This window comes from Microbacterium sp. 2MCAF23 (assembly GCF_052115565.1).
Taxonomy (GTDB): domain Bacteria; phylum Actinomycetota; class Actinomycetes; order Actinomycetales; family Microbacteriaceae; genus Microbacterium.
This window is the reverse complement of the sequence record NZ_JBFRGY010000010.1, coordinates 58,708-78,996: the sequence shown is the minus strand read 5'-3', so window position 1 is coordinate 78,996 and position 20,289 is coordinate 58,708. Positions and strand designations below refer to the sequence as shown.

The following is a 20,289-nucleotide window of genomic DNA, read 5'->3' as shown; positions in this document are numbered from 1 at the left end:
GAAGCGATGCTCCTTCCGCCCAAGGCCAGACCAGGCGACCGCATCGCCGTGCTCTCCCCGGCATTCGCCGCGCCGGCCGTCTCGATCCCTGTGCACGGGCAGGCGATGCGCCGACTGGAGGAGATCACGGGGCTGATCCCGGTCGAGTACCCGACGACGCGGCAGCTGGGCGCGTCCGCCGAGGCCCGCGCGGCCGACGTGAATGCGGCCTTCGCGGATCCCTCGATCCGAGCCGTGATCGCGACGATCGGCGGAGACGATCAGATCCTCGTGACCTCGCATCTCGACGCCGCCGTCGTGCAGGCGGACCCCAAGCCGTTCCTGGGATACAGCGACAACACCAACATCCTGAACTGGCTGTGGCGGCAGGGCGTCGCGGGCTACTACGGCGGCTCGACACAGGTGCATCTCGGCCCAGGCCCCATGGTCGACGCGATCCACGCCCGCTCGCTGCGCGCGGCGCTGCTCGACGGCGGCACGATCGAACTCGACGAGCCGGGGGAGTCGGAAGACTTCGGGCGGCGTTGGGAGCACCCTGATGCACTCACTCGGTTCGGCGACCGCGAGCCGACCGAGCCGTGGGCATGGGCAGGGCCGGCCGTTCACGCGGCGGGACCGACCTGGGGCGGGTGCATCGAAGTGCTCGCTCAGCTCGCGCTCGCGGGACGCTTTCCTAGGGACGAGCAGCTCGACGGTGCGATCCTGCTCCTCGAGACGAGCGAGCGGCTCACCCCGGCCTCCATGGTGGCGGAGCAGCTCCGCGCCTACGGGGAACGGGGATTGCTTGCGCGGGTCTCGGGGGTCGTGGTCGCGCGGCCTCCGGTCAGCACCCACGAGGTCGTCCCCTCGGCGGAGGAGCGCGCCACCGCCCGTGCTGCTCAGCGCGATGCCGTTCTCGCTGCGATGGCGCACTACAACCCGGCCGCGGTGGTGTGCGTGGGCGTGCCGGTCGGGCACACCAGGCCGCAGTGGATCGTGCCGTACGGCGGCACGCTCGCGCTGGACGGCGCCGCGCACCGGGTCGTGGCCGACTACACCTGAAGGCGCGCGGCGATGTCAGCGCCGCCCGAACCTGCGGTGCGCCGCCTGCCGGGTGGTGCCCAGTGCGCTGGCGATCGCCTGCCAGGAGTAGCCGGCGGCGCGCGCTCGGCGCACCTGCACGTCCTCGGCGCGGACGATGTCGCGGCGCACCTCGACCAGCCGGTGCAGCTCGGCGAGAGGTTCGCCCTGCGGATCCGTCGCCTGCGCGGTCTTCATGATTCTTTCGCCTCCATGATGAAATCTCCCTCGCGTCAATGCTGGTTGACGCGAGGGAGACGTGTCAAGGGATGTTGACGGGATCCGCTCAGCCCCGAGCGGACAGCTTGCCCGCCCGCCGGCGGTTCCGCACCCCGATCGCGAGGACGGCGCCCATGACCAGAGCGAGTTCGAGCGCATTGAGGCCGAGCGCCGCGCTGTGCAACGCGTCGAGCGGCGTCGTCTCCTGCGCGAGGCCATGCGCGTGCACGCCTATTCCGGCGCCGCCCGACCACCCGCCGCCGCCGGACCAGATGTGCAGCAGCAGCATCGCGGCCGCCATCGCCATCGCCGCACCCCACGCCGCGTCGGGCAGGGGTGTGCGACGAGGCCGCAGGCAGAGTGCGCAGGTCGCCGCGAGCAGCACCATCGCCGTCGCGAGCACGGACGGGCCGCTCAGCAGCATCGCCGCATGCACTGCAACGCAGGCGACGGTCGTCAGCAGCGTCGCGAGCTGAAGGGCGGCCCAGCGCGGGTGGGTCATCGTCGTCCTTCTCATCCGTGCTGGAACCAGGTGGTCTTCCAGTCGGTGTAGTTGTCCAGCGCGTGCCGGGAGAGGTCGCGGCCGAACCCCGACTGGCGGAATCCGCCGAACGGCGTCGTCAGGCCCAGCGCATCCACGGTGTTGACCGAGACGGTGCCGGCGACGAGCCGCTCCGAGACCCGGTGCGCGCGGCCGAAGTCGGTCGTCCACAGCGAGGCCGCGAGGCCGTACTCGGTGTCGTTCGCGAGGCGGACCGCTTCGTCCTCGTCGTCGAAACCGAGTACCGCCACGAGTGGGCCGAACACCTCGACGTGGTGCAGGTCATGGTCCGCGCCGAGGCCGGTGACGATCGCGGGGTTGAGGTACGCGTCGGATCCGGTGATCGTCACGCGATCGCCACCCGCGACCAGGTTGCCGTCCGCAGCCGCCTGGGCGATCGCGGCGGAGACCTCGTCGGCGTGCGCGCGGCTGATCAGACTGCCGTTCCCATCGCTGCCCGCAAGCGGGTCGCTGGGAGCGTAGCCCCGTGCGGCGGCGGCGAGCAGGGCGACGAACTCGTCGTGCACCGACCGCTGCACCAGGATTCGCGAGTTCGCGGAGCACACCTGGCCCTGGTTGTAGAACGCGCCGAACGCGGCCTTCGCGGCCGCGGCCTCGAGGTCGGCATCCGCGAACACGAGGTTCGAGCTCTTCCCGCCGGCCTCGAGTGCGACCCGCTTCATGTTCGAGGTCCCGGCGCTCACCATGAGGCGCTTGGCGACGGCCGTCGAGCCGGTGAAGGCGAGCACATCGATGTCCGGGTGCAGCGCGATGCGCTCCCCGACGACGGATCCGCGCCCCGGCACGACATTGAGCACACCCGCGGGGATCCCCGCCTCGAGCGCCAGATCCGCGAGCCGCAGTGCGGTCAGCGAGGTCTCGGTCGCGGGCTTGTGAACGACACTGTTTCCGCTCGCGAGCGCCGGCGCGAGCTTCCACGCGGCGATCTCGAGAGGGTAGTTCCACGGCGTGATCGCGCCGACCACGCCGAGCGGCACGCGCTGGACGAGCGCGGTCGAGCCGGGTGGGGTGGCCGGGATCTCGTCGAACCGCTTGTCGGCCAGCTCGCCGTACCAGCGGAACGTCTCGGCGGTGCCGGGCACGTCGACGGTCAGTGTCTGTGCGATCGGCTTGCCGGAGTCGAGGGTCTCGAGCAGTGCGAGCTCCTCGAGGTTCGCCATGATCAGGTCGGCGAGACGGATCAGCGCCCGGCCGCGGTCGGCGACGCTGCGCCGGCTCCACGAGCCGTCGTCGAAGGTGCGCCGGGCGATCACGACCGCGCGGTCGACGTCGGCGGCTGTGCCCGCGGCGAGATCGGTGAGGTGCGCGAGCGATCCAGGGCTGTGCACGGCGATCGTGGCGGCGTCCGAGGCGTCGACGCGGCGGCCGTCGATCACGGCGCGGCCGTCGATCGCGAGCGCGCGACTGCGCGCGGTCCAGTCGATGGCGGTCATGAGGCACTCTCCTTCAGAGCATTCTCGGGGATGGGAGCGCCCGTGCGGGCGGCGACGACGTCGATCACGGTCCACGCCATGAGGACCGCGGCGTCGAGCAGCGCCTTCTCCGCGACGGGGCCGACGCACGCGGCGGCGAACTCCTTCTGGTGGTTGCCGTACGGCAGCGAGCCGACCCCGATGTACGGGTGGATCGCGGGGACGAGCTGTGACACGTTGCCCATGTCGGTGGACGCCCGGTTCATCCGCCCGGCGACCTCCGGATCCGCGAACACGCGCCCGCGGGCGATCGCGTTGGCCCGATAGAACTCGAGGGCGCGGTCGTCGGTGCGGAATTCGGAGTACGGCTTGCTCTCGGGCATGATGCTCAGGGTCGCGCCCGAGGCGAGCGCCCCGGCCTCGAAGCAGCGGTTCACACGCTCCTCGAGGATCTCCAGCTCGGCGAGCGAGTTCGCGCGCACGTACCAGCGGCCCTCGGTGCGCTCCGGGATCGCGTTCGGGGCGTAGCCGCCGACCGTCTGCACGCCGTGCACGCGGGTGTCGGCGGGCAGCTGCTGGCGGAGCAGCCCGATCGCGACCTGCGCGACGAGGAACGCGTCGTTCGCGTTGACGCCCTGATCCGGATAGGCGGCGGCGTGCGCCGACACCCCGTCGTAGGCGATGTGGCTGTGCGAGACCGCGAACGGCCGGGCCTCGGCGACATCGACAGGCGCGGGGTGCACCATCATCGCGAGGTCGAGGTCCCGGAACGCGCCGGCCTCGATCAGCTCGATCTTGCCGCCGCCGCCCTCCTCCGCGGGGGTGCCGTAGACGCGTACGGTGAGGCCGAGCTCGTCAGCGAGCGGGGCGAGCGCGAGCCCGGCGCCGACCGCACTGGCGGCGATGAGGTTGTGGCCGCACGCGTGCCCGAGCCCGGGCAGTGCGTCGTACTCGGCCATGATCCCGATCACCGTGGGTCCGGAACCGGCCTCGGCGAGCAGGGCCGTCTCCAGGCCCAGATACGACGGGGTGAGGCGGAAGCCCGCGGCGGTCAGCGCCTCGCCGACCCAGCCGGCGGCACGGTGCTCCTGCCAGGCCGTCTCCGGGTTCGCGTGCAGGGTCTCGGACAGCCGGATCAGGTCCGCGGCGGCCGCAGCGACCGTCGCATCCGCGGCGCCCTTGAGCGCCGCGACGTCGGTCACGGCCGTGAGCTCACTCATCGCCGGGCACTCCGTAGCTCGGGGCGGCGGACGGGTCGATCCCGCGCGTGACGTAGTCGTCGCGCTGCGGCAGCCACACCTCGAGCAGGGCGCCGAGCTCGGCGATGGGATCGCCCTCGGTCCAGTCGACGCGCAGGTCCGTGACCCGCCAGCCGGCGTCGCGCACGACCGAGAGGCCGGCGGAGTGCACGGGACCCTCCTCGCCGCCCGCGGCGACCGCGGCCTGCATGGCCGCGAGCAGGCGCCGCTCGAGATCGCCTTCGGAGGCGGCGAAGGCGTCGACCATGAGCTGCGGGATGCTGGTCGACGCGAGCATGTTGCCGCCCGCCGCCACTCCGGGACCTCGAGCCGCGCCGACGTTGCCGAGCGCGCGCTCGCCCGAGTACATGGCCGAGCGCCCCTGTGCGTCCACGACGAGCAGCTGGCGGAACGAGATGTGCGGGGTCGAGGCGGTCACGGCGTCGAGTGCCTCTTCGGCCGAGGCGCCGTCGCGCAGGGCGGCGAGCAGCATCGGGCCGAGGCGCGGATCCGTGATGTTCTGCGAGTTCACCGCGCCGACGCCGTCGGCCAGGTGCACGCAGCGCGCGGTGACCGCGGGGGAGGACGACGAGATCGCGGATCCGAAGGCGCCGGTCTCGTCGTGCGCGACGATCGAGAACGTCATCGCGCGGCCTCGTCGTCGGCGGCGGAGCCGCGATCGGCGTTCGCCGCACGATCGGCCGCGCTGCTGATCACAGCTGTCGCGTCGATCTCGACGAGCCACTCCGGGCGCGCCAGGGCGCTCACCACGAGGCCGGTCGAGACCGGGAAGACGCCGGTGAGCCAGCGGCCCATCACGCGGTAGACGGTTTCCCGATAGCGCGGGTCGATGAGGTAGACGACGACCTTGACGATGTCGTCGAGCGAGGATCCGGCCTCTTCCAGCAGCATCGCGATGTTCGCCATCGCCTTCTCGGCCTGCGCCTCGACGTCGCCGATGCCGACCGACTCGCGGGTCTCCAGATCCTGACCGATCTGACCGCGCAGGTACACGACGCCGTTCGCCACGACCGCCTGGCAGAGGTCGTTGTCGAGGTTCTGCTCGGGGTAGGTGACCTTGGTGTTGAACGGGCGGATGCGGGTGTGCGTAGGCATCATGCGACTCCTGTCTGTGCGAGGGTGGCGACGGACCTGGTGACGTCGGCCTGAGTGGTGGCGGTGGCGGCGGGGTAGGCCGCGTAGCCGCGCTGGATGCCGATCTGATCGGCGATGTAGCGCGCGTCGTGCCACACGCCCCAGAGGAAGCTGGAGCCGCGGCGGGACTGCCAGGGCAGGCCGAGGAAGTAGATCCCGGGCTCCGCGGAGACGCCGCGCTGGTGGATCGGCCGCCCGCGCTCGTCGAACGCGCCCGGGTCGATCTGCAGCCAGGAGTAGTCCAGCGCGAAGCCGGTCGCCCACACGATCGAGGCGATGCCGGCGGCCTTCAGGTCGAGCGAGAGGATCGGGTGGGTGAGGCTCTCCGGATCCGGCCCGATCACGTGCGCCTCGGGCTCCTCCGGCAGGTCCAGCCCGTTGCGCAGCACGTAGGCGTCGGCTTCGTCGAGCACCGAGAGGTAATTCGCGTCTCCCGCGGCGATGTTGGCGCGCAGATCGGGCGCGATGGCGAGCACGCCGTCCTCGTAGTCGCCGGCGCGGCCGAGCAGCGTGACCCCGGTCGCGGCCAGCGCGCGGAAGTCGACGGTGTGCCCACCGCGCGCGCCGCTCACGGCGATCGTGACGTGCTCCGCGCCCACGGGTGGAGCGGCCATGTCCCACTTGCCGAGCACGCCCAGCCACCAGCAGAAGTCGCGGCCGCGGTAGCGCCGTGGCGGCCGGTCGTGCGGGCCCACCGCGAGGTAGACCTCGCGACCGGAGCGGCGCAGCTCATCGGCGATCTGCACGCCCGAGGATCCGGCGCCGACCACGAGCACGGCGCCCTCCGGCAGCTGCGCCGGGTTGCGGTACTGGTTGGAGTGGATCTGGTGGATCCCCGCGTCCTGCGGGACGACGGCCGGGATGATCGGACGCTGGAACGGCCCGGTCGCGGCGACCACGTAGCGGGCGTCGATCGTGCCCTCATCCGTCTCCACCCGGAAGCCGGGGCGGTTCACGTGCCGGCGCACGCTGTACACCTCGACACCCGTGCGGATCGGTGCGTGGAACTTCTCGGCGTACGCAACGAGATACTCGGCGACCTGCTCCTTGCCCGCGAAGGCGTCCGGATCCACGTCGAACTCCAGGCCGGGGAAGCAGTCGTGCCAGGCCGGGCCGTTGGCGACCAGCGAGTCCCACCGCCAGGAGCGCCAGCGCTCCGCGATCCGATCCCGTTCCACGACGAGGTGCTCCACGCCCGCCCGGCTCAGGTGCTCGCTCATCGCGATGCCCGCCTGGCCGGCGCCGACGACCAGCACCTCCACGTCTTCGTGCGACATCCGTTCCTCCACTGCGCCGTTCCTCTACTGCCTCGGGTACTGCTGCTCCTCCATGCTCCCGAGGAGAGCGGCATCTGTACACTTCACAGATTCGAAGACCTGCATCTGATCTATTGATACTCTTTCGCCATGGCCAGACTGCAGAGCGCCGACATGACCCTCGTCCAGCTGAGGTACTTCGTCACGGCGGCGACGCATCGCTCGATGACCGAGGCATCGATCGACCTGCACGTCGCTCAGTCCGCCGTGTCGACCGCGATCGCGCAGCTCGAGCGCTCGCTCGGCGTGCAGTTGTTCGTGCGGCAGCGCAGCAAGGGGCTCGCGCTGACGGAGGCAGGGGAGCAGCTGCTGCATGACGCGCAGTCGGTGCTCGCCCAGGTCGAGGAGATGACCGACACCGTCCGCGGACATCACCACCAGGTGCGCGGCACGCTGCGGCTGGCGTGCTTCGTCACGCTCGCGCCGTTCGTGCTGCCACGACTGATCTCCCGCGTCGAGCAGGAGCACCCGGAGCTGCGGATCGAGATCATCGAGGCCGACATGGAGGGCACCACCGACCTGCTGCTGTCCGGCGCGGTCGAGGGCGGGATCGTCTATGACTTCGGCCGGGTGCACGACCTTGCGTTCGATCCGCTGTTCTCCGCGCCGCCGCACGTGATCCTCGCGGCCGATCATCCTCTCGCGACGCGTGAGGAGGTCGCGCTCACCGAACTCGCCGACTCCGAGCTGGTGCTGCTGGATCTGGCGCAGTCGCGCGAGTACTTCCTGGGGATGCTGGAGGGCGCGGGCGTGATTCCGCGAGTGCGGTACAGCTCGCACAGCTACGAGACCGTGCGCTCCCTGGTCGCCCGCGGGCACGGCTACTCGATACTGAACCAGGTGCCGCTCGCGCCGCTCACGTACGACGGGGGAGAGTTGCGGGCGCTCCGGATCGCGGGGGATGCGCCTGCCCTCGAGGTGTGCTTCGCCCGCGTGGCGCGGGTGCGGCCGACGGCCAGGACGCGCGCCGTGGCAGCCCTGGCCCGCGAGCTCTTCGGCACAGCGTGAGGCTCGCGGGCTGAGGTTCGTCCGTCAGCAGTGGCACTCGCCCTCGGCGCAGTGCGCGCAGGCGTGGCCGCTCGGCGACGGCGGCACGTCGAGCGCCGGGTTCTGGTCGAAGAAGCCGGTCGGCTTGAGCGTGAAGCCGGTGTAGTCCACCGGCATGATCGGCCAGTCCTCGGTGCGCGGGAAGTGCGTCAGGCCGAAGCTGTGCCAGAGCACGATGTCCTCGCCGTCGATCCCGCGATCCGCCTTCTGGTACTCCGGGAGGCCGGGGGATCCGACGCTCTGGTTCACGAAGTCGCCGGCGGGGTAGCGCTCGCCCTCCGCGTAGCGGGTGACCCAGAGGTGCTCGGTCGCGAAGGCCGCGCGCTTGCTGATCGAGGATCCGTCGGCCGCCGCCAGGGTCGGCTGACCCTCGGGGAACAGCGTGTACGCGACGGGCTCGCCGACGTGGTTGTGCTTCTCGGTGTTGACGATCTCCCACACTCGGCCGAGCGATCCGTCCGCGCGTAGGCGCCCCTCGGACTCTCGCCCGATCACGCGACGGGAGCGGCTGAACGCATTGCCGTGCGGGTTGCCCTCGCCCTGCGGAACGCGCTTCAGGTCGAGCTCGTGCACGGCGTTGCTCTCGCCGTCGACCGACATGTCGAGCCGCGCGCAGAACAGGTGCTGGTGGAACGGTGCGGCGAGGCCCGGCGCGATCTGAGATGCGTACGGGTAGCCCTCGCCGGGGTAGCGCGCGGTGAACACGATGCCCGTGGCCTTGGCCTCGAACTGGATCGTGCCGTCCAGGTAGAAGTACCAGTAGAAGCCATAGTCGTAGTTGCCGACGGTCGTGAAGAAGCTCACCACGAGGCGACGCTGCCGCCGCGAGGAGCGGTGCTGCGCCCACTCGTCGGTGTGCTTCCAGAGCAGGCCGAAGTCCTCCTCATGGATGCAGATGCCCTGGGAGATCTCCCGCGGGTTGCCGAAGTCGTCCGCGACGACGGGGGAGAGGTAGGTGATCTCGCCGAGGCAGTCGCAGCCGAGCTCGAGCGAGTTCGCGTCGCGTCCGACGAGGTACTCGCCGGTGTCGAAGTAGTTCTGCCAGGAGCGGTAGGGAGCCGGATCTCCGTAGGGAACGACCATCTCGGCGATCGAGGCGCGCTCGACGATGGAGCGGCGCACAGCGTGGTCGTCGAAGCCGATCTGGCCGAGGATCAGTCCCTCGCGGGCGTCGAAGCCCACGTGCAGGTCCCACTTCTGCCAGCGCAGCACGTTGCCCTCGAGCGTGAAGCTCGGCCCCTCGGGCTGCACGATGTGCAGCGGCTTGAGGTCGGTGCGCAGCGGGCCGGTGAGTTCCGGGCTCTCGAAGTTGCCGTTCGTCAGCGGGTCGTCGCTCGGGCCGTCGTCGATGATCCGGACGACCTTGCGCTCGATCATGTCGACGAACGCGACCAGCTGGTCGACGGGGTGGCCCCAGGCGTAGTCGTGCTCGTCGCGCTGCACGAACGCGAGTCCGCGGAGCAGGCGCTTGCCCTCTTCGCCGTCGTAGTCGAAGATGCCCGCGCTCAGCGGTGCGACGCGCACGCCGTCCGGGGTGAGGCCGCGGGAGGCGAGCGCCGCCTGCCAGCCCGCATCGGCCTTCAGGATCCCCTCGATCGCCTCGAACTCCTCGATCAGCACGGGAGCCTGGCCGGTCAGCGCCGGGTCGACATCGACGGCCGACAGGGTGGTGCCGGAGCCGAGGTCGATCAGCAGGTCGGTGGTCTCGCCCGTCGCGGTGTCGAGCAGGATCGCCCGGGCTTCGCGCGGGACGGCTCCGCCGGCGCGGAGGGTCGCCTTGGTCGGCTCCTTGAGCGAGAGGTACGCGACCCGCACGGTCTCGCCGAGACGGCCCTCCGCGACCAGGTGGTCGCGAGCGCCGGTGATCTCGGCGGCGCTGAGCGGGTCCAGCGGGTGCGCCGGGGCGACGGTGTTCACAGGGGTGGTCACGATTTCTCCTTCGGGGCGAGCCGCGGCGGGCTCGGGGCGACGGTTCTGGTCTGCGGGGGTCGGCGCGTCCGACCTCTTCGGTCAGGCTTCGCGGGCCTGGGCGGCGACGGCTTCGAGATCAGCCGCGGATGCGGTGGCCGGGTCCTCGGGAGCGTATCCGGGGCGGCGCCGCTCGGACAGGTAGCCGACGACGGCGAGCACGGTGATCACGACGAGGGTGCCGATCGTGAAGGTCTCGAACGTGCCGCGGTCCACACCCCAGGTGTCGACGAAGTCGTACTTCACGCCGAGCACTCCCTCGAGGGTGCCGGGGAACACGGCGACCCAGGAGCCGAGCCCGACCCAGGCGTAGATCACGACCGTGCAGACCCACAGCCCCGCACGTCCGCCCGGGACGCGGAACGGACGATGCACGTCCGGGTACTTCTTCCGCAGCGCGATGACGGTCGGGAAGATCACCAGGTAGGACAGCAGCAGCGTCGAGATCGCGACCGTCAGCACGACCGTGAAGACGTCGGCGCTGCCGCCCTTCAGCAACAGCGTCGCGGCGACGCAGAAGACGGTCGCGATGATGCCGGAGAGCAGATTCATCCGCACCGGGGTGCCGAGGCGCGGGGAGAACTTCCCGAAGTAGCGGAAGAACGCGCCGTCGGCGCCGGCCGCGGCCTGCACCCGATCGGAGGCGATCATCCAGGCGCTGGCCTGGGTCAGCACGACGAACACGAACAGCAGCGCGGCGATGAACATCAGCGGTCCGGACGCCGCGCCGTAGACGGTGAAGACCTCCTTGAACGCGTCCAGCAGGCCGCTCGCACCCTGCACCTTCTCGGCGGGCAGCACCGCGAGGATCGCAAAGATCGGCACGAGGTAGCACAGGATCGAGACCAGGCCCGAGGTGGCGACGGCACGGGGGACGTCCTTCTGCGGGTCGCGCATCTCCTCGGCGGCGCCATTCGGGGCCTCGAAGCCGACGACGGCGAACAAGATCACCGGCGTAACGGCGAGGAAGCCGCCGACGGTGGGGGAGAAGTCGCCCACCGCGTAGCCGTGCACGCCGTTCTTCGCCGCGTAGACGACCACCGTGACGACGAAGATCACGAGCAGCGCGACCTTGACGATGCCGCCCGCGGCGACGATGTGCTTGCCGTACTGCAGGCCGACGATCGCGGTCGCGATCGCGATCCAGATGAACGCGACCTTGAACAGCAGGTCGACCGGCGATCCGTCCGGGAGCGGGGAGATGTAGGCGTTCCAGGTCGCGGCGGAGATGAACACGAGCGACCCGCCCATCCACAGCGGGTTGGTGATCCAGTAGAACATCGTCGAGATCGCCGCGGCGAGCTTGCCGTACGCGAGGCGCACCCACACGAACGGGCCGCCCTCCTCGTGGAAGGCGCTGCCGAGCTCGGCGACCACGAGCGCGTACGGCAGCAGGAACGTGATGCCGATCACGAGGGTCCAGGTGAACGCCTCCGCGCCGCCGCCGGCCGCGATCTGCGCGACGGTGTCGATCGCGATGATCGCGCTGATCGACAGCAGGACGATGTCCAGTCGTCCCAGCGTCTTTCGGAAGTTCTGGGTACGAATCGCGGATGTGGCGATCTCAACGCTCATCGGGGACTCCTCTGTCCGAGCCATGGCTGATCCTCGCTGCCCCGATCGCGAGATGCGACGGGAGCCTTCTTCGGGTGGTGGTCTCAGTCAAGCGCGCGGATTCGAATCACGCCAATACACAGATACGCGGCGCTGCATCAAGGGAAATGATGCAGCGCCGCGCACGGGCGAGTGCCGGATCAAGGGAGAGTGGGCACGCCCAGATCGTCCTCGTAGGCGTGGTCCTTGGTCTCGGGGATCAGGATCAGCGCGATGAGGGTGAGCACCGCCATCGACGACAGGTAGATGCCGACCAGAACGGGCGAGCCGTCCGCGAGCTGCCACAGCCACACCGCGATGAGCGGGGCCACGGCGGCGCCGAGGATGGACGACACGTTGTACGCGACCGCCGAGCCCGTGTAGCGCACGTTGGTGGGGAACAGCTCAGGCAGCAAGGCGCCCATCGGGCCGAATGTCGTGCCCATGAGCAGGAAGCCGAGGATCAGGAACGACTGGGTCAGCACCACGGCGAACGGCTCGCCGGCGTGCTGTCCGAGGAACAGCGGGAACGTGAAGCCGAACAGGATGATCGCGATCGTCGTCCAGATCAGCAGTTTGCGGCGGCCGATCCGATCGGCCCAGGGGCCGGAGAGCAGTGTGAAGATTCCGAAGAAGACGACGCCGATGATCTGCATCACCACGAAGTCGGTGTAGCCGAAGCCCTGGCCGGGGTAGAACTGCGCCGCGAACGCGGCGGGGTCGAACGGGGCGCCCTTCGCCTCTGCGGCCTTCTGCGCCGCGGCGGACGCGATCTCCACCGACCACGGCTTGGTGCCGAACGAGAGGGTGAAGTTCGTCATCAGGTAGAACAGCACATACGTGGCGAGCATCACGAAGGTGCCGAGGATGAGGTGCTTCCAGTGATGACGGAACACCGTGGCGAGCGGCAGCTTGCGGATCGTGCCCTTGTCCTCGGCGCGCTTGAAGGTCTCCGACTCCACGAGCTTGAGACGCACCCACAGCCCGATGATCACCATCACGGCGGAGAACAGGAACGGCACGCGCCAGCCCCAGCTGAGGAATGCCTCCGACTTCAGCGTCGGGTCGGAGGCGTGCGGCAGCAGCGCATTGATGGTCAGGAACAGGCCGTTCGCGATGATGAAGCCGAGCGGGGCGCCGAGCTGGGGGAAGGATCCGTACCAGGCGCGCTTTCCCTCGGGGGCGTTCTCGGTGGCGACCAGCGCCGCCCCCGACCACTCGCCGCCCAGCGCGAAGCCCTGCGCCAGGCGCAGGATCAGCAGCAGCAGCGCCGCCCACCAGTTGATCTGCTGGAACGTCGGCAGAAGGCCGATCAGGAAGGTGGCGATGCCCATCGTGAGCAGGGAGGCGACGAGGGTGGCCTTGCGACCATAGCGATCGCCGAAGTGACCGAACACCATCGCGCCGATCGGGCGTGCGATCATCGCAGCGCCGAACACCCCGAACGAGGCGAGCAACGCGGTCGTGTCGTTGCCGGTCGGGAAGAACAGGATCGGGAAGACGAGCACCGCAGCGGTCGCGTAGACGTAGAAGTCGTAGAACTCGATCGTCGTGCCGATGAGGCTGGCGAGGATCACCCGCGATCTGGGATTGGCGGGTGCGGTCGTGGCGGTGCTCATGCAGTCCTCCGGTCGGTGCGTCGAATGCGCTCGCCGTGTACCCCAGACGTGCGGCGAGCACGGGGGAGTCTACGCCCGGCATTCAGCGAATCCACAGGCGGACACGCGAGCACGGCGGAGTGTGACGGCGACACGCCTCGGATCCGGTCGGGTCCCCTCCGACCGGATCCGAGATGCGTCCGTCAGTGCGACAGCCAGGCCTTGTATTCGATCACTGATCCGGGCGCGACCTTCAGCTTCATCGTGGACCCGCCCGCGTAGATGGTGTCGGCGGCGATGATCTCGTGCGTCGACGTGTCGAGCACCAGGGTCGCGGTGAACTGCGGTCGCTTCGTCGAGGCGATCTTCAGAGCGATTCCCGGGCGGCCGAGCCGGTCCGTCACCGAACCCAGCACGCTGACACCGCCCGCGTCGCGCACCAGTTGCAGCGCTGCGGCCTGCTGCGCCGGGCTCAGCGCCCAGCTGTCGCGGATCGAGCTCACGACACCCCAGATCGCGAGCGCGTCGGCGCTCCCAGATGGTCCGACCCGATCCTCGATGTAGGCCCTCAGGCCCGCCGCATCAGAGGGAGGTTCGGCGAAGAAGAGGTTGGAACTGTGATGCCCGGTGCCCGGCAGCGGCGAACCCTCCTTCGGAGCCTCCCCGGCGGGCGGGACGATCGTGCCGTCCTTCGTGACGGAGTAAGGCGCGCCGGTCCGCGACTCGAGATGGCCGGTGCCGTCCGCATCCCACACCCATTCCTGCCACTCCGGCACGATCACCGGATCGGGCTTGCCATCGTCGCGCATCGCCCAGCGCACCACCAGGGCGTCGCGGGTAGCGGTGCGCTCCGGTGCCGCTTGCAGCGCGGCGATCGACGTCGCGAGCACCTCGTCCGCGGTCTGGGTGATCGGCTGCGCCACGAGCGCGGGCGGCGTGATCGCGTAAGCGGGCGCAGCGGTCAGCGGTGCGATGGCGAGCCCGATCGCGAGGACGGCGGCGAGCGCCGGGACCGCCCACGCGGCGCGCAGCGCGATCCGGAGGGGGCGGGAAGCGCGGGCGCTCCGCCGCAGTGTCGCGACACGGTCACCGATGGTTCCCCGCCGCGCCGAGCCCGCGGGAGAAGTCTGGGTGGCGTCCTCGAGCATCAGACGCAGGCGGGCCCAGTCCGCGGCGGTCGGCTCGAGGCCGATCGGCGTCGATGCAGGATCCGCCTCGCGGATCAGTGTTTCGAGCAGGTCGTCAGTCAGCGGCATACGTCATCACCCCTTCCCCGGGCGTCGGTGCGGATGGTCTTCGGTCGGATCCGGGATCCCGTTCCAATCGTGGCGGGGGATCTGTCGCGGGCTCCTGCAGCAGGAGGCGGAGCGCCGCCCGTGCGCGGCTCAGCCGCTTCCATGCAGTCGCCGTGCGACAGCCGACGACCTCGGCGATCTCGTCGGCGCTGAGGCCGTCCCAGTAGTGGAGTTCGAGCACCTCGCGGTCGCCGCGGCGCAACAGGGACAGCGCGTGGCGCAGTTCCAGGTGCGCGAGGTCGTCGCTCGGCCGGGCCGCGGTGGCGAGATCCCGCAGGCCCTCGCGCTCGCGGTCGCGCTTGCGATACGCGTCGCCGACGAGGTTTCGTGCGGTCTGCAGCAGCCAGGGCCGGCGGTACGGCTCACGCTCGTCGAACCGTCGCCAGGCGATCTCGAAGCAGTCCATCGTCAGCTCTCTGGCGTGTTCGCGGTCGTCGACGCGTCGTTCGATATAGCGCAGCACCGCTGTGTGGTGCTCGGCGAAGAGCGCCTCGAAGGCGGCCCGACGCGCGACGGCCGGAGTTCCCGGGGGAGCTGCGCTTGAAGGATTCGCGTGCATGTTCGGGAGTTCCCGTCGGATCCGGATCAGTGCAGCGGCGGGTTGTCGGCGATGATCTGCCGGGCCTGGGCCGTAAGAGCCTCGATGTCGGCCTTCATCGTCTTCAGCTGGTCCGCGTGCTTCTGCACGACCCTGACCTCGGCGTCCCACTGGGCGTCGTAGTAGGCCTTCGTCCAGCCGCTGGAGTCGCGGCAGGTCGCGTCGGCGACGGCGAGTTCGATCTCGGCCGGCGTCGATCTGCGGGGACCCGGGTCGCTATCGGGGTCGACCTCGGTGTCGCCGTAGGTGCCGCCGCCGGTGGGGAACTCCGACGGCGGGGGTGCGAAGAATCCGAGCTCGATGCCGAGCTTCTGCGTCGGCATCTGCTCCCCTTCGTCGCCGACGGGTGCGGAGAGCGAGACGTCGTAGCCGGCGGCCGTGATGCATTGCTTCCACGACGCGGCGGCCTTCTTCACTTCGGGATCCTGCGGGACTCCCTTGGATTCCTCGTACTCCCACATGCTCGTCGTGTTGTAGATGTCGGAGATCCTCTGGACGTCGAAAGTCTTGCGGCTCTCGTCGAGACACGCACGGAACACCGGTTCGAACCCGGGTGATGATTCCGCGATGCGGTTCAGCTTGGTGAACGTCTGATGCCCGTCCTCGAGCCAGATCCCCGGCATGTAGTTCGCGGTGTAGCCGAACTGCTGCGCGATCTCCACGGTCAACGCGGGGAAGCTCGACTTGTTCTTCGGGAAGACGAGATAACTAGCATCGTCGGTGGGCTCGACGGGGATCGGCCAGGTGAAGCCGTCCTTGCTGAGGCAGGTCTCCATACGCCGGTTCTCCGTGTAGTTCGAGAGGTGCACGAGCACCGCAGACGAATACGGGTCCATCGGCATCCCCCAGTGCGCGATGTCCTTCGCAGGCAGATCCGATGTCGGTGCGGTCGCGGTCGTGCCTGCGGGCTTCGGCCCGGTCACGCTCGCGGGCGGCGTCGCGCACCCCGCGATCGGCGCGACCAGGGCGGCGACGGCGAGGACGGTGATCGTGCGGCGGTGGTGCTTCATCGCGGTGCGGGTCATGCGGGGCCCTCTCTTCCCGAGCCGTTCTCGACTCTCACCGCTAAAGGTTGGTTGTCGCGACGGATCCTGACATCTTCGTGCAGGAGAAAGCAGAAGCGCGGGATCCGCGTCGTCGGGTCCCGCGCTCCACAGCCCCATGGAGGGGCGAGGTCAGATCAGCGTCACCAGATCGCGGCGATGCCGGCGTTCGCGGCGGTCAGGATGCCGACGAGCCAGAACATCGCCGGCGGGACGGCCTGGCCGCGCTTCTGCCGGGCCGAGCCGATGCCGATCAACGCGCCGATGATCAGCAGGATCACGAGCTTGGTGCCGATCTTGGCGTAGTTCATGCTCACGCCCTCGGGCAGTCCCCACGGGGCGGCGAGCACGAGCCCGGCGACGCCGGCGATCGCGAGACCGGTGTTCATCAGGCCGGTCATCTGCTTCTTGCCGCCGAAGGCCTGCACGGCCCATGCGCCGAACAGCGTCGCGAAGCCGATCAGATGGACGAACAGCACGATGTGGCGCAGGGTTTCCATGACCTCAGGCTAGGCCTGGGATCGCTCCGGCACCAGGAAGGCGCACCTCATCGCGCGTTCAGCCAGAGCAGTCGTCCGAGTGTGGATGCCGTGGGCGTTCCGTGTCGCGGCGATCAGCCCCGCAACGACCGGATGACCTGAGCGGTGCGCAAGGCGGCGTCGGCCGCCTCTGCGCCCTTGTCCTCCTTCGAGTCCTCGAGGCCGGCACGCTCCAGACCCTGCTGCTCATCGTCCAGCGTCAGCACGCCGAAGCCGACGGGCTTGCCGGCGTCGAGCGCGACCCGAGTGAGGCCATCGGTGGTGGCCGCCGAGACGTACTCGAAGTGCGGGGTGCCGCCGCGGATGATCACGCCGAGCGCGACCACCGCGTCCGCACCGCCCGCGAAGGCGGCCTGCGCGGCCACGGCCAGTTCGAATGAGCCGGGGACGCGCACCAGACGGTGGTTCGCCCCTGTCTCCTCGAGCACGCGCTGGGCACCCGCGATGAGGCCGTCCGTGATCGTCTCGTGCCAGGTGCCGGCGACGATCACGACATTGAGCCCGGTCGCGTCGATTCCGCCGGTGGTGGGTGCTCCTGCGCCGCTCATTCGTCGTCCCTTCCGTTCTCCGCACCATTGGCGGCCAGGGCGGCGGCGAGCTCGGACTCGCCGATGATGTGGCCCATGCGGTCGCGCTTGGTCTCGAGGTACTGGTGGTTGTTGGGGCCGACTCCGACGATCAGCGGCACCTGCTCGATGACATCGAGCCCCAGTTCGCGCAGCTGCGCGACCTTGTCCGTGTTGTTCGTCAGAAGGCGCACCTTCCTCACACCGAGGTCGGTGAGGATCCCGGCCGCCGCGGCGTAGTCGCGGGCGTCGGCGGGGAGGCCCAGCGCGAGGTTGGCATCGACCGTGTCGAGGCCCTCCTCCTGCAGGGCGTACGCGCGCAGCTTGTTGATCAGGCCGATGCCGCGTCCCTCGTGGCCTCGCATGTAGATGACGATGCCACCCTCCTGCTCGATCGCGTCGAGGGCCGCCTCCAGCTGCGGGCCGCATTCGCACTTGAGGGATCCGAACGCCTCGCCCGTCAGGCACTCCGAGTGCACCCGCACCAGCGCCGTCTCCGTCGGCTCGCCCGAGACGACCGCGATGTGGTCGGTGCCGGTGATGCGGTCCTTGTAGGCGAGGAAACGGAACACGCCGTGCGTCGTGGGCACGGTGGCGTCGGCGCGCAGGCTCACCCGGCGACGGGTGTTGTTGGCGACGCAGTCGGCCTCGTCCCGTGGGTCGACCTCGTTGAGATGCGCGATCAGCTGCTCGATCGTGATCACGGGGATCCCGTCGCGCTCGCCGAGCTCCATCAGTCCGGGCAGACGCATCATGCTGCCGTCCTCGGCGACGACCTCAGCGATCGCGCCGACCGGGCGCAGACCGGCCAGCCGCATCAGCTCGACGGCCGCCTCGGTGTGTCCGCCGCGCTGGCGCACCCCGCCGTCGACCGCACGCAGGGGCAGCACGTGCCCCGGACGGATGAGGTCGTTCGGCAGGGACGCCGCGTCGGCCAGCACGTTCAAAGTGCGGGCACGGTCGGCGGCGCTGATGCCGGTGGTGACGCCGGAGGCTGCGTCGACGCTGATCGTGTACGCGGTGCTGCGCGCGTCCTCGTTGGCCTCGACCATCGGGGGCAGGTTCAGCGCGTCGGCGATGTCGGCGGGCATGGGTGCGCACAGGTACCCGGAGGTCCAGCGCACGGTCCATGCGATCCACTCGGGGGTCGCGAGCTCGGCCGAGAGGATGACGTCGCCTTCGTTCTCGCGGTTCTCGTCATCCGCGACGAGCACGGGGCGGCCGGCGCGGAGCGACTCCAGCGCCTCGGCGATCGTGGAAAGGCTCATCGCGAGCCTCCTTCCGGTGTGGCGGCGCGGTCGGCGCCGGCGTCTGCGGCACGGAACGCGAGCAGCCGCTCGACGTGCCGGGCGAGGATGTCGGTCTCCAGGTTCACCCGGTCGCCGACGGCGCGGGATCCGAGCGTGGTCGCCGCGAGGGTCTCGGGGATGAGCGAAACCTCGAACCAGTCCTGTGGGGTTGAATCGGTCCCTGAGCCTGTCGAAGGGGGCTCGCTGACTGCGCTCACGGTCAGCGATGTGCCGTCGACCGAGATGGATCCCTTGTCCACGACGAGCGGGGCGAGGTCGTGCGGCAGCGAGATGCGCAGCACGCTCCACTGTGCACCGGGCCGCACCTCGAGCACTTCACCGACGCCGTCGACGTGGCCCTGCACGATGTGGCCGCCGAGGCGGGCGCCGACCGGCATCGCCTTCTCGATGTTCACCCGCGTGCCCACCGTCGCGCTGCCGATCGCGGCGACATCGAGCGTCTGCTTCATGACGTCGGTGTCGAAGGTGTCGGAGGTGGATCCGACCACGGTGAGGCACACGCCGCTCACGGCGATGGACTCGCCGTGCACCGCGTCGGACGCGGCCTTCGGGGCGCGCACGGTCAGGCGCCAGCCGTCGCCGGCGGGCGTGATCGCAGTGATCTCGCCGATCTCCTCGATGATTCCGGTGAACATCAGGCTTCTCCTTCGCTCCGGGAGGGGTCGTTCCGGGAGGTGTTCTCGTCTGCGGGGACGGCGTTCACCGTCGCGTCGTTTTCGGCGGCTTCGTCGGCGGCGGCCGGCCGGGCGATCGCCAGCAGATCCGGGCCGAGCGGCAGCCACTCATCGACGACCAGGCGCCGGGCTTCACCGATCGAGGACACGCCGATGTCGCCGAGGGCCAGCTTCGGTCCGCCGATCAGCACGGGGGCCAGGTAGGCCAGGACCTCGTCCATCAGCCCTTCGGCGAGGAACGCACTGGCCAGGGTCGGCCCGCCTTCCACGAAGACGCGCTGGATCCCACGATCGCGGAGATCCGCGAGGATCGCGGTGAGGTCGTGCTCGGTGTAGAACAGCGGCGCGTGCGGATGGCGGCGCACGGCGGCCTCGGCGGGAGTCTCCCTCGCGCCGATGACCACGGGGACGGGCTGGCGGGGGAGCAGGGCATCGCCGTCGCGGGCGGTGAGGGCAGGGTCGTCGGCCAGCACCGTGCCGGTGCCCACGATGATCGCGTCGGCCGCGGCACGACGGCGGTGCACGTCGGCGCGGGCCGCGGGGCCGGTGATCCATTGGCTGGATCCGTCCGCCGCGGCGGCGCGGCCGTCCAGGCTCTGCGCCCACTTCACCGTCACATGCGGACGGCCGAGGCGCTGCACCGTGAGCCAGTCGCCGATCAGAGCCTCGGCGGCGTCGGCCTGCTCACCGGCGACGACGTCGAGGCCGGCGGCGCGCATCCGCTCCGCGCCGCCGCCGGATCGCACGCCAGGATCGTCGAGCGCGTAGACGACGCGGGCCACGCCGGCGTCGATGAGTGCCTGGGCGCACGGACCGGTGCGGCCGGTGTGATTGCACGGTTCGAGCGTCACCACGGCGGTCGCGCCGCGGAGCTCGGCCGGCGCGAGCTTCGAGAGCGCATCGACCTCGGCGTGCGGGGTTCCCGCGCCACGGTGCCAGCCCTCGGCGAGCACGTCGCCGGTGGGGGAAAGGATCACGGCGCCGACCTGCGGGTTCAGCCCGCGCGGGCCGCGGCGCGCGATCTCGAGCGCGTGCGTCATCGCCGCCCGCTCCGCCGCTGTCGCCGTCATGTCGCCTTCTTCATCCTGGTCCAGATC

Annotated in this window: 20 protein-coding genes; 2 read left to right on the top strand and 18 right to left on the bottom strand. The window is 70.2% G+C overall.

Features of this window, described 5'->3' with window-relative positions; all coding sequences use genetic code 11:
- Positions 1-6 precede the first annotated feature (6 nt).
- Positions 7-1,041, top strand: a complete 1,035-nt coding sequence (locus AB4078_RS11575) for a S66 family peptidase (protein ID WP_441977256.1) — start codon at positions 7-9, stop codon at positions 1,039-1,041.
- Positions 1,042-1,056: 15 nt separating this feature from the next.
- On the opposite strand, the gene AB4078_RS11570 is transcribed toward AB4078_RS11575, so the two are convergent.
- The 7 genes from AB4078_RS11570 to AB4078_RS11540 all read right to left on the bottom strand — a co-directional run bounded on the left by AB4078_RS11570 (position 1,057) and on the right by AB4078_RS11540 (position 6,922).
- The gene (locus tag AB4078_RS11570) at positions 1,057-1,257 is read right to left on the bottom strand and encodes an AsnC family protein (protein ID WP_441977255.1); all 201 of its coding nucleotides are present in this window, start codon (positions 1,255-1,257) and stop codon (positions 1,057-1,059) included.
- Positions 1,258-1,345: 88 nt separating this feature from the next.
- Positions 1,346-1,780, bottom strand: coding sequence for a hypothetical protein (locus AB4078_RS11565; protein WP_441977254.1), 435 nt, complete (start codon positions 1,778-1,780; stop codon positions 1,346-1,348).
- An 11-nt stretch (positions 1,781-1,791) separates the two neighbouring features.
- Positions 1,792-3,273: an aldehyde dehydrogenase family protein gene (locus AB4078_RS11560; RefSeq protein ID WP_441977253.1), complete on the bottom strand. Its 1,482-nt coding sequence runs from the start codon at positions 3,271-3,273 to the stop codon at positions 1,792-1,794.
- Positions 3,270-4,472 (bottom strand): M20 family metallopeptidase, encoded by a 1,203-nt coding sequence (locus AB4078_RS11555; protein ID WP_441977252.1) that lies wholly within the window; start codon positions 4,470-4,472, stop codon positions 3,270-3,272. Before AB4078_RS11555 ends, AB4078_RS11560 begins: the two co-directional genes overlap by 4 nt.
- Positions 4,465-5,136: a DUF1028 domain-containing protein gene (locus AB4078_RS11550; RefSeq protein ID WP_441977251.1), complete on the bottom strand. Its 672-nt coding sequence runs from the start codon at positions 5,134-5,136 to the stop codon at positions 4,465-4,467. Before AB4078_RS11550 ends, AB4078_RS11555 begins: the two co-directional genes overlap by 8 nt.
- Positions 5,133-5,606, bottom strand: a complete 474-nt coding sequence (locus tag AB4078_RS11545; RefSeq protein WP_441977250.1) for a RidA family protein — start codon at positions 5,604-5,606, stop codon at positions 5,133-5,135. The genes AB4078_RS11550 and AB4078_RS11545 overlap by 4 nt, the downstream gene beginning before the upstream one ends.
- Positions 5,606-6,922: a flavin-containing monooxygenase gene (locus AB4078_RS11540; protein ID WP_441977249.1), complete on the bottom strand. Its 1,317-nt coding sequence runs from the start codon at positions 6,920-6,922 to the stop codon at positions 5,606-5,608. The genes AB4078_RS11545 and AB4078_RS11540 overlap by 1 nt, the downstream gene beginning before the upstream one ends.
- Positions 6,923-7,051: 129 nt before the next feature.
- On the opposite strand from AB4078_RS11540, the gene AB4078_RS11535 reads away from it, so the two are divergent.
- Positions 7,052-7,969, top strand: a complete 918-nt coding sequence (locus AB4078_RS11535; RefSeq protein WP_441977248.1) for a LysR substrate-binding domain-containing protein — start codon at positions 7,052-7,054, stop codon at positions 7,967-7,969.
- A 24-nt stretch (positions 7,970-7,993) separates the two neighbouring features.
- Here the strand turns inward: AB4078_RS11535 and AB4078_RS11530 are convergent, their stop codons facing one another.
- The 11 genes from AB4078_RS11530 to ribD form a co-directional block, all read right to left on the bottom strand.
- On the bottom strand, positions 7,994-9,937 hold the full coding sequence (locus AB4078_RS11530; RefSeq protein WP_441977247.1) for a primary-amine oxidase: 1,944 nt from the start codon (positions 9,935-9,937) through the stop codon (positions 7,994-7,996).
- A gap of 81 nt (positions 9,938-10,018) precedes the next feature.
- The gene (locus AB4078_RS11525; RefSeq protein WP_441977246.1) at positions 10,019-11,551 is read right to left on the bottom strand and encodes an APC family permease; all 1,533 of its coding nucleotides are present in this window, start codon (positions 11,549-11,551) and stop codon (positions 10,019-10,021) included.
- 179 nt (positions 11,552-11,730) lie between these two features.
- Positions 11,731-13,188: an MFS transporter gene (locus AB4078_RS11520; RefSeq protein WP_440733359.1), complete on the bottom strand. Its 1,458-nt coding sequence runs from the start codon at positions 13,186-13,188 to the stop codon at positions 11,731-11,733.
- Between the two features lie 182 nt (positions 13,189-13,370).
- Positions 13,371-14,423: a hypothetical protein gene (locus tag AB4078_RS11515; RefSeq protein ID WP_441977245.1), complete on the bottom strand. Its 1,053-nt coding sequence runs from the start codon at positions 14,421-14,423 to the stop codon at positions 13,371-13,373.
- A complete protein-coding gene (locus tag AB4078_RS11510; protein WP_441977244.1) occupies positions 14,410-15,021 on the bottom strand; it encodes an RNA polymerase sigma factor in 612 nt (203 codons plus the stop codon). The genes AB4078_RS11515 and AB4078_RS11510 overlap by 14 nt, the downstream gene beginning before the upstream one ends.
- Before the next feature lie 26 nt (positions 15,022-15,047).
- Positions 15,048-16,085: a hypothetical protein gene (locus tag AB4078_RS11505; protein ID WP_441977243.1), complete on the bottom strand. Its 1,038-nt coding sequence runs from the start codon at positions 16,083-16,085 to the stop codon at positions 15,048-15,050.
- A gap of 161 nt (positions 16,086-16,246) precedes the next feature.
- Positions 16,247-16,603, bottom strand: coding sequence for a Fe-S protein (locus tag AB4078_RS11500; RefSeq protein WP_441977242.1), 357 nt, complete (start codon positions 16,601-16,603; stop codon positions 16,247-16,249).
- 113 nt (positions 16,604-16,716) lie between these two features.
- Positions 16,717-17,190, bottom strand: coding sequence for a 6,7-dimethyl-8-ribityllumazine synthase (gene ribH / locus AB4078_RS11495; protein ID WP_440733357.1), 474 nt, complete (start codon positions 17,188-17,190; stop codon positions 16,717-16,719).
- The gene (gene ribA / locus AB4078_RS11490) at positions 17,187-18,476 is read right to left on the bottom strand and encodes a GTP cyclohydrolase II (RefSeq protein ID WP_440733356.1); all 1,290 of its coding nucleotides are present in this window, start codon (positions 18,474-18,476) and stop codon (positions 17,187-17,189) included. The genes ribH and ribA overlap by 4 nt, the downstream gene beginning before the upstream one ends.
- Positions 18,473-19,153, bottom strand: coding sequence for a riboflavin synthase (locus AB4078_RS11485; RefSeq protein ID WP_441977241.1), 681 nt, complete (start codon positions 19,151-19,153; stop codon positions 18,473-18,475). The genes ribA and AB4078_RS11485 overlap by 4 nt, the downstream gene beginning before the upstream one ends.
- Positions 19,153-20,262 carry a bifunctional diaminohydroxyphosphoribosylaminopyrimidine deaminase/5-amino-6-(5-phosphoribosylamino)uracil reductase RibD gene (gene ribD, locus AB4078_RS11480; RefSeq protein WP_441977240.1) on the bottom strand — a complete coding sequence of 370 codons (1,110 nt, stop codon included), beginning with the start codon at positions 20,260-20,262 and terminating at the stop codon, positions 19,153-19,155. Before ribD ends, AB4078_RS11485 begins: the two co-directional genes overlap by 1 nt.
- Positions 20,263-20,289: the final 27 nt, after the last annotated feature.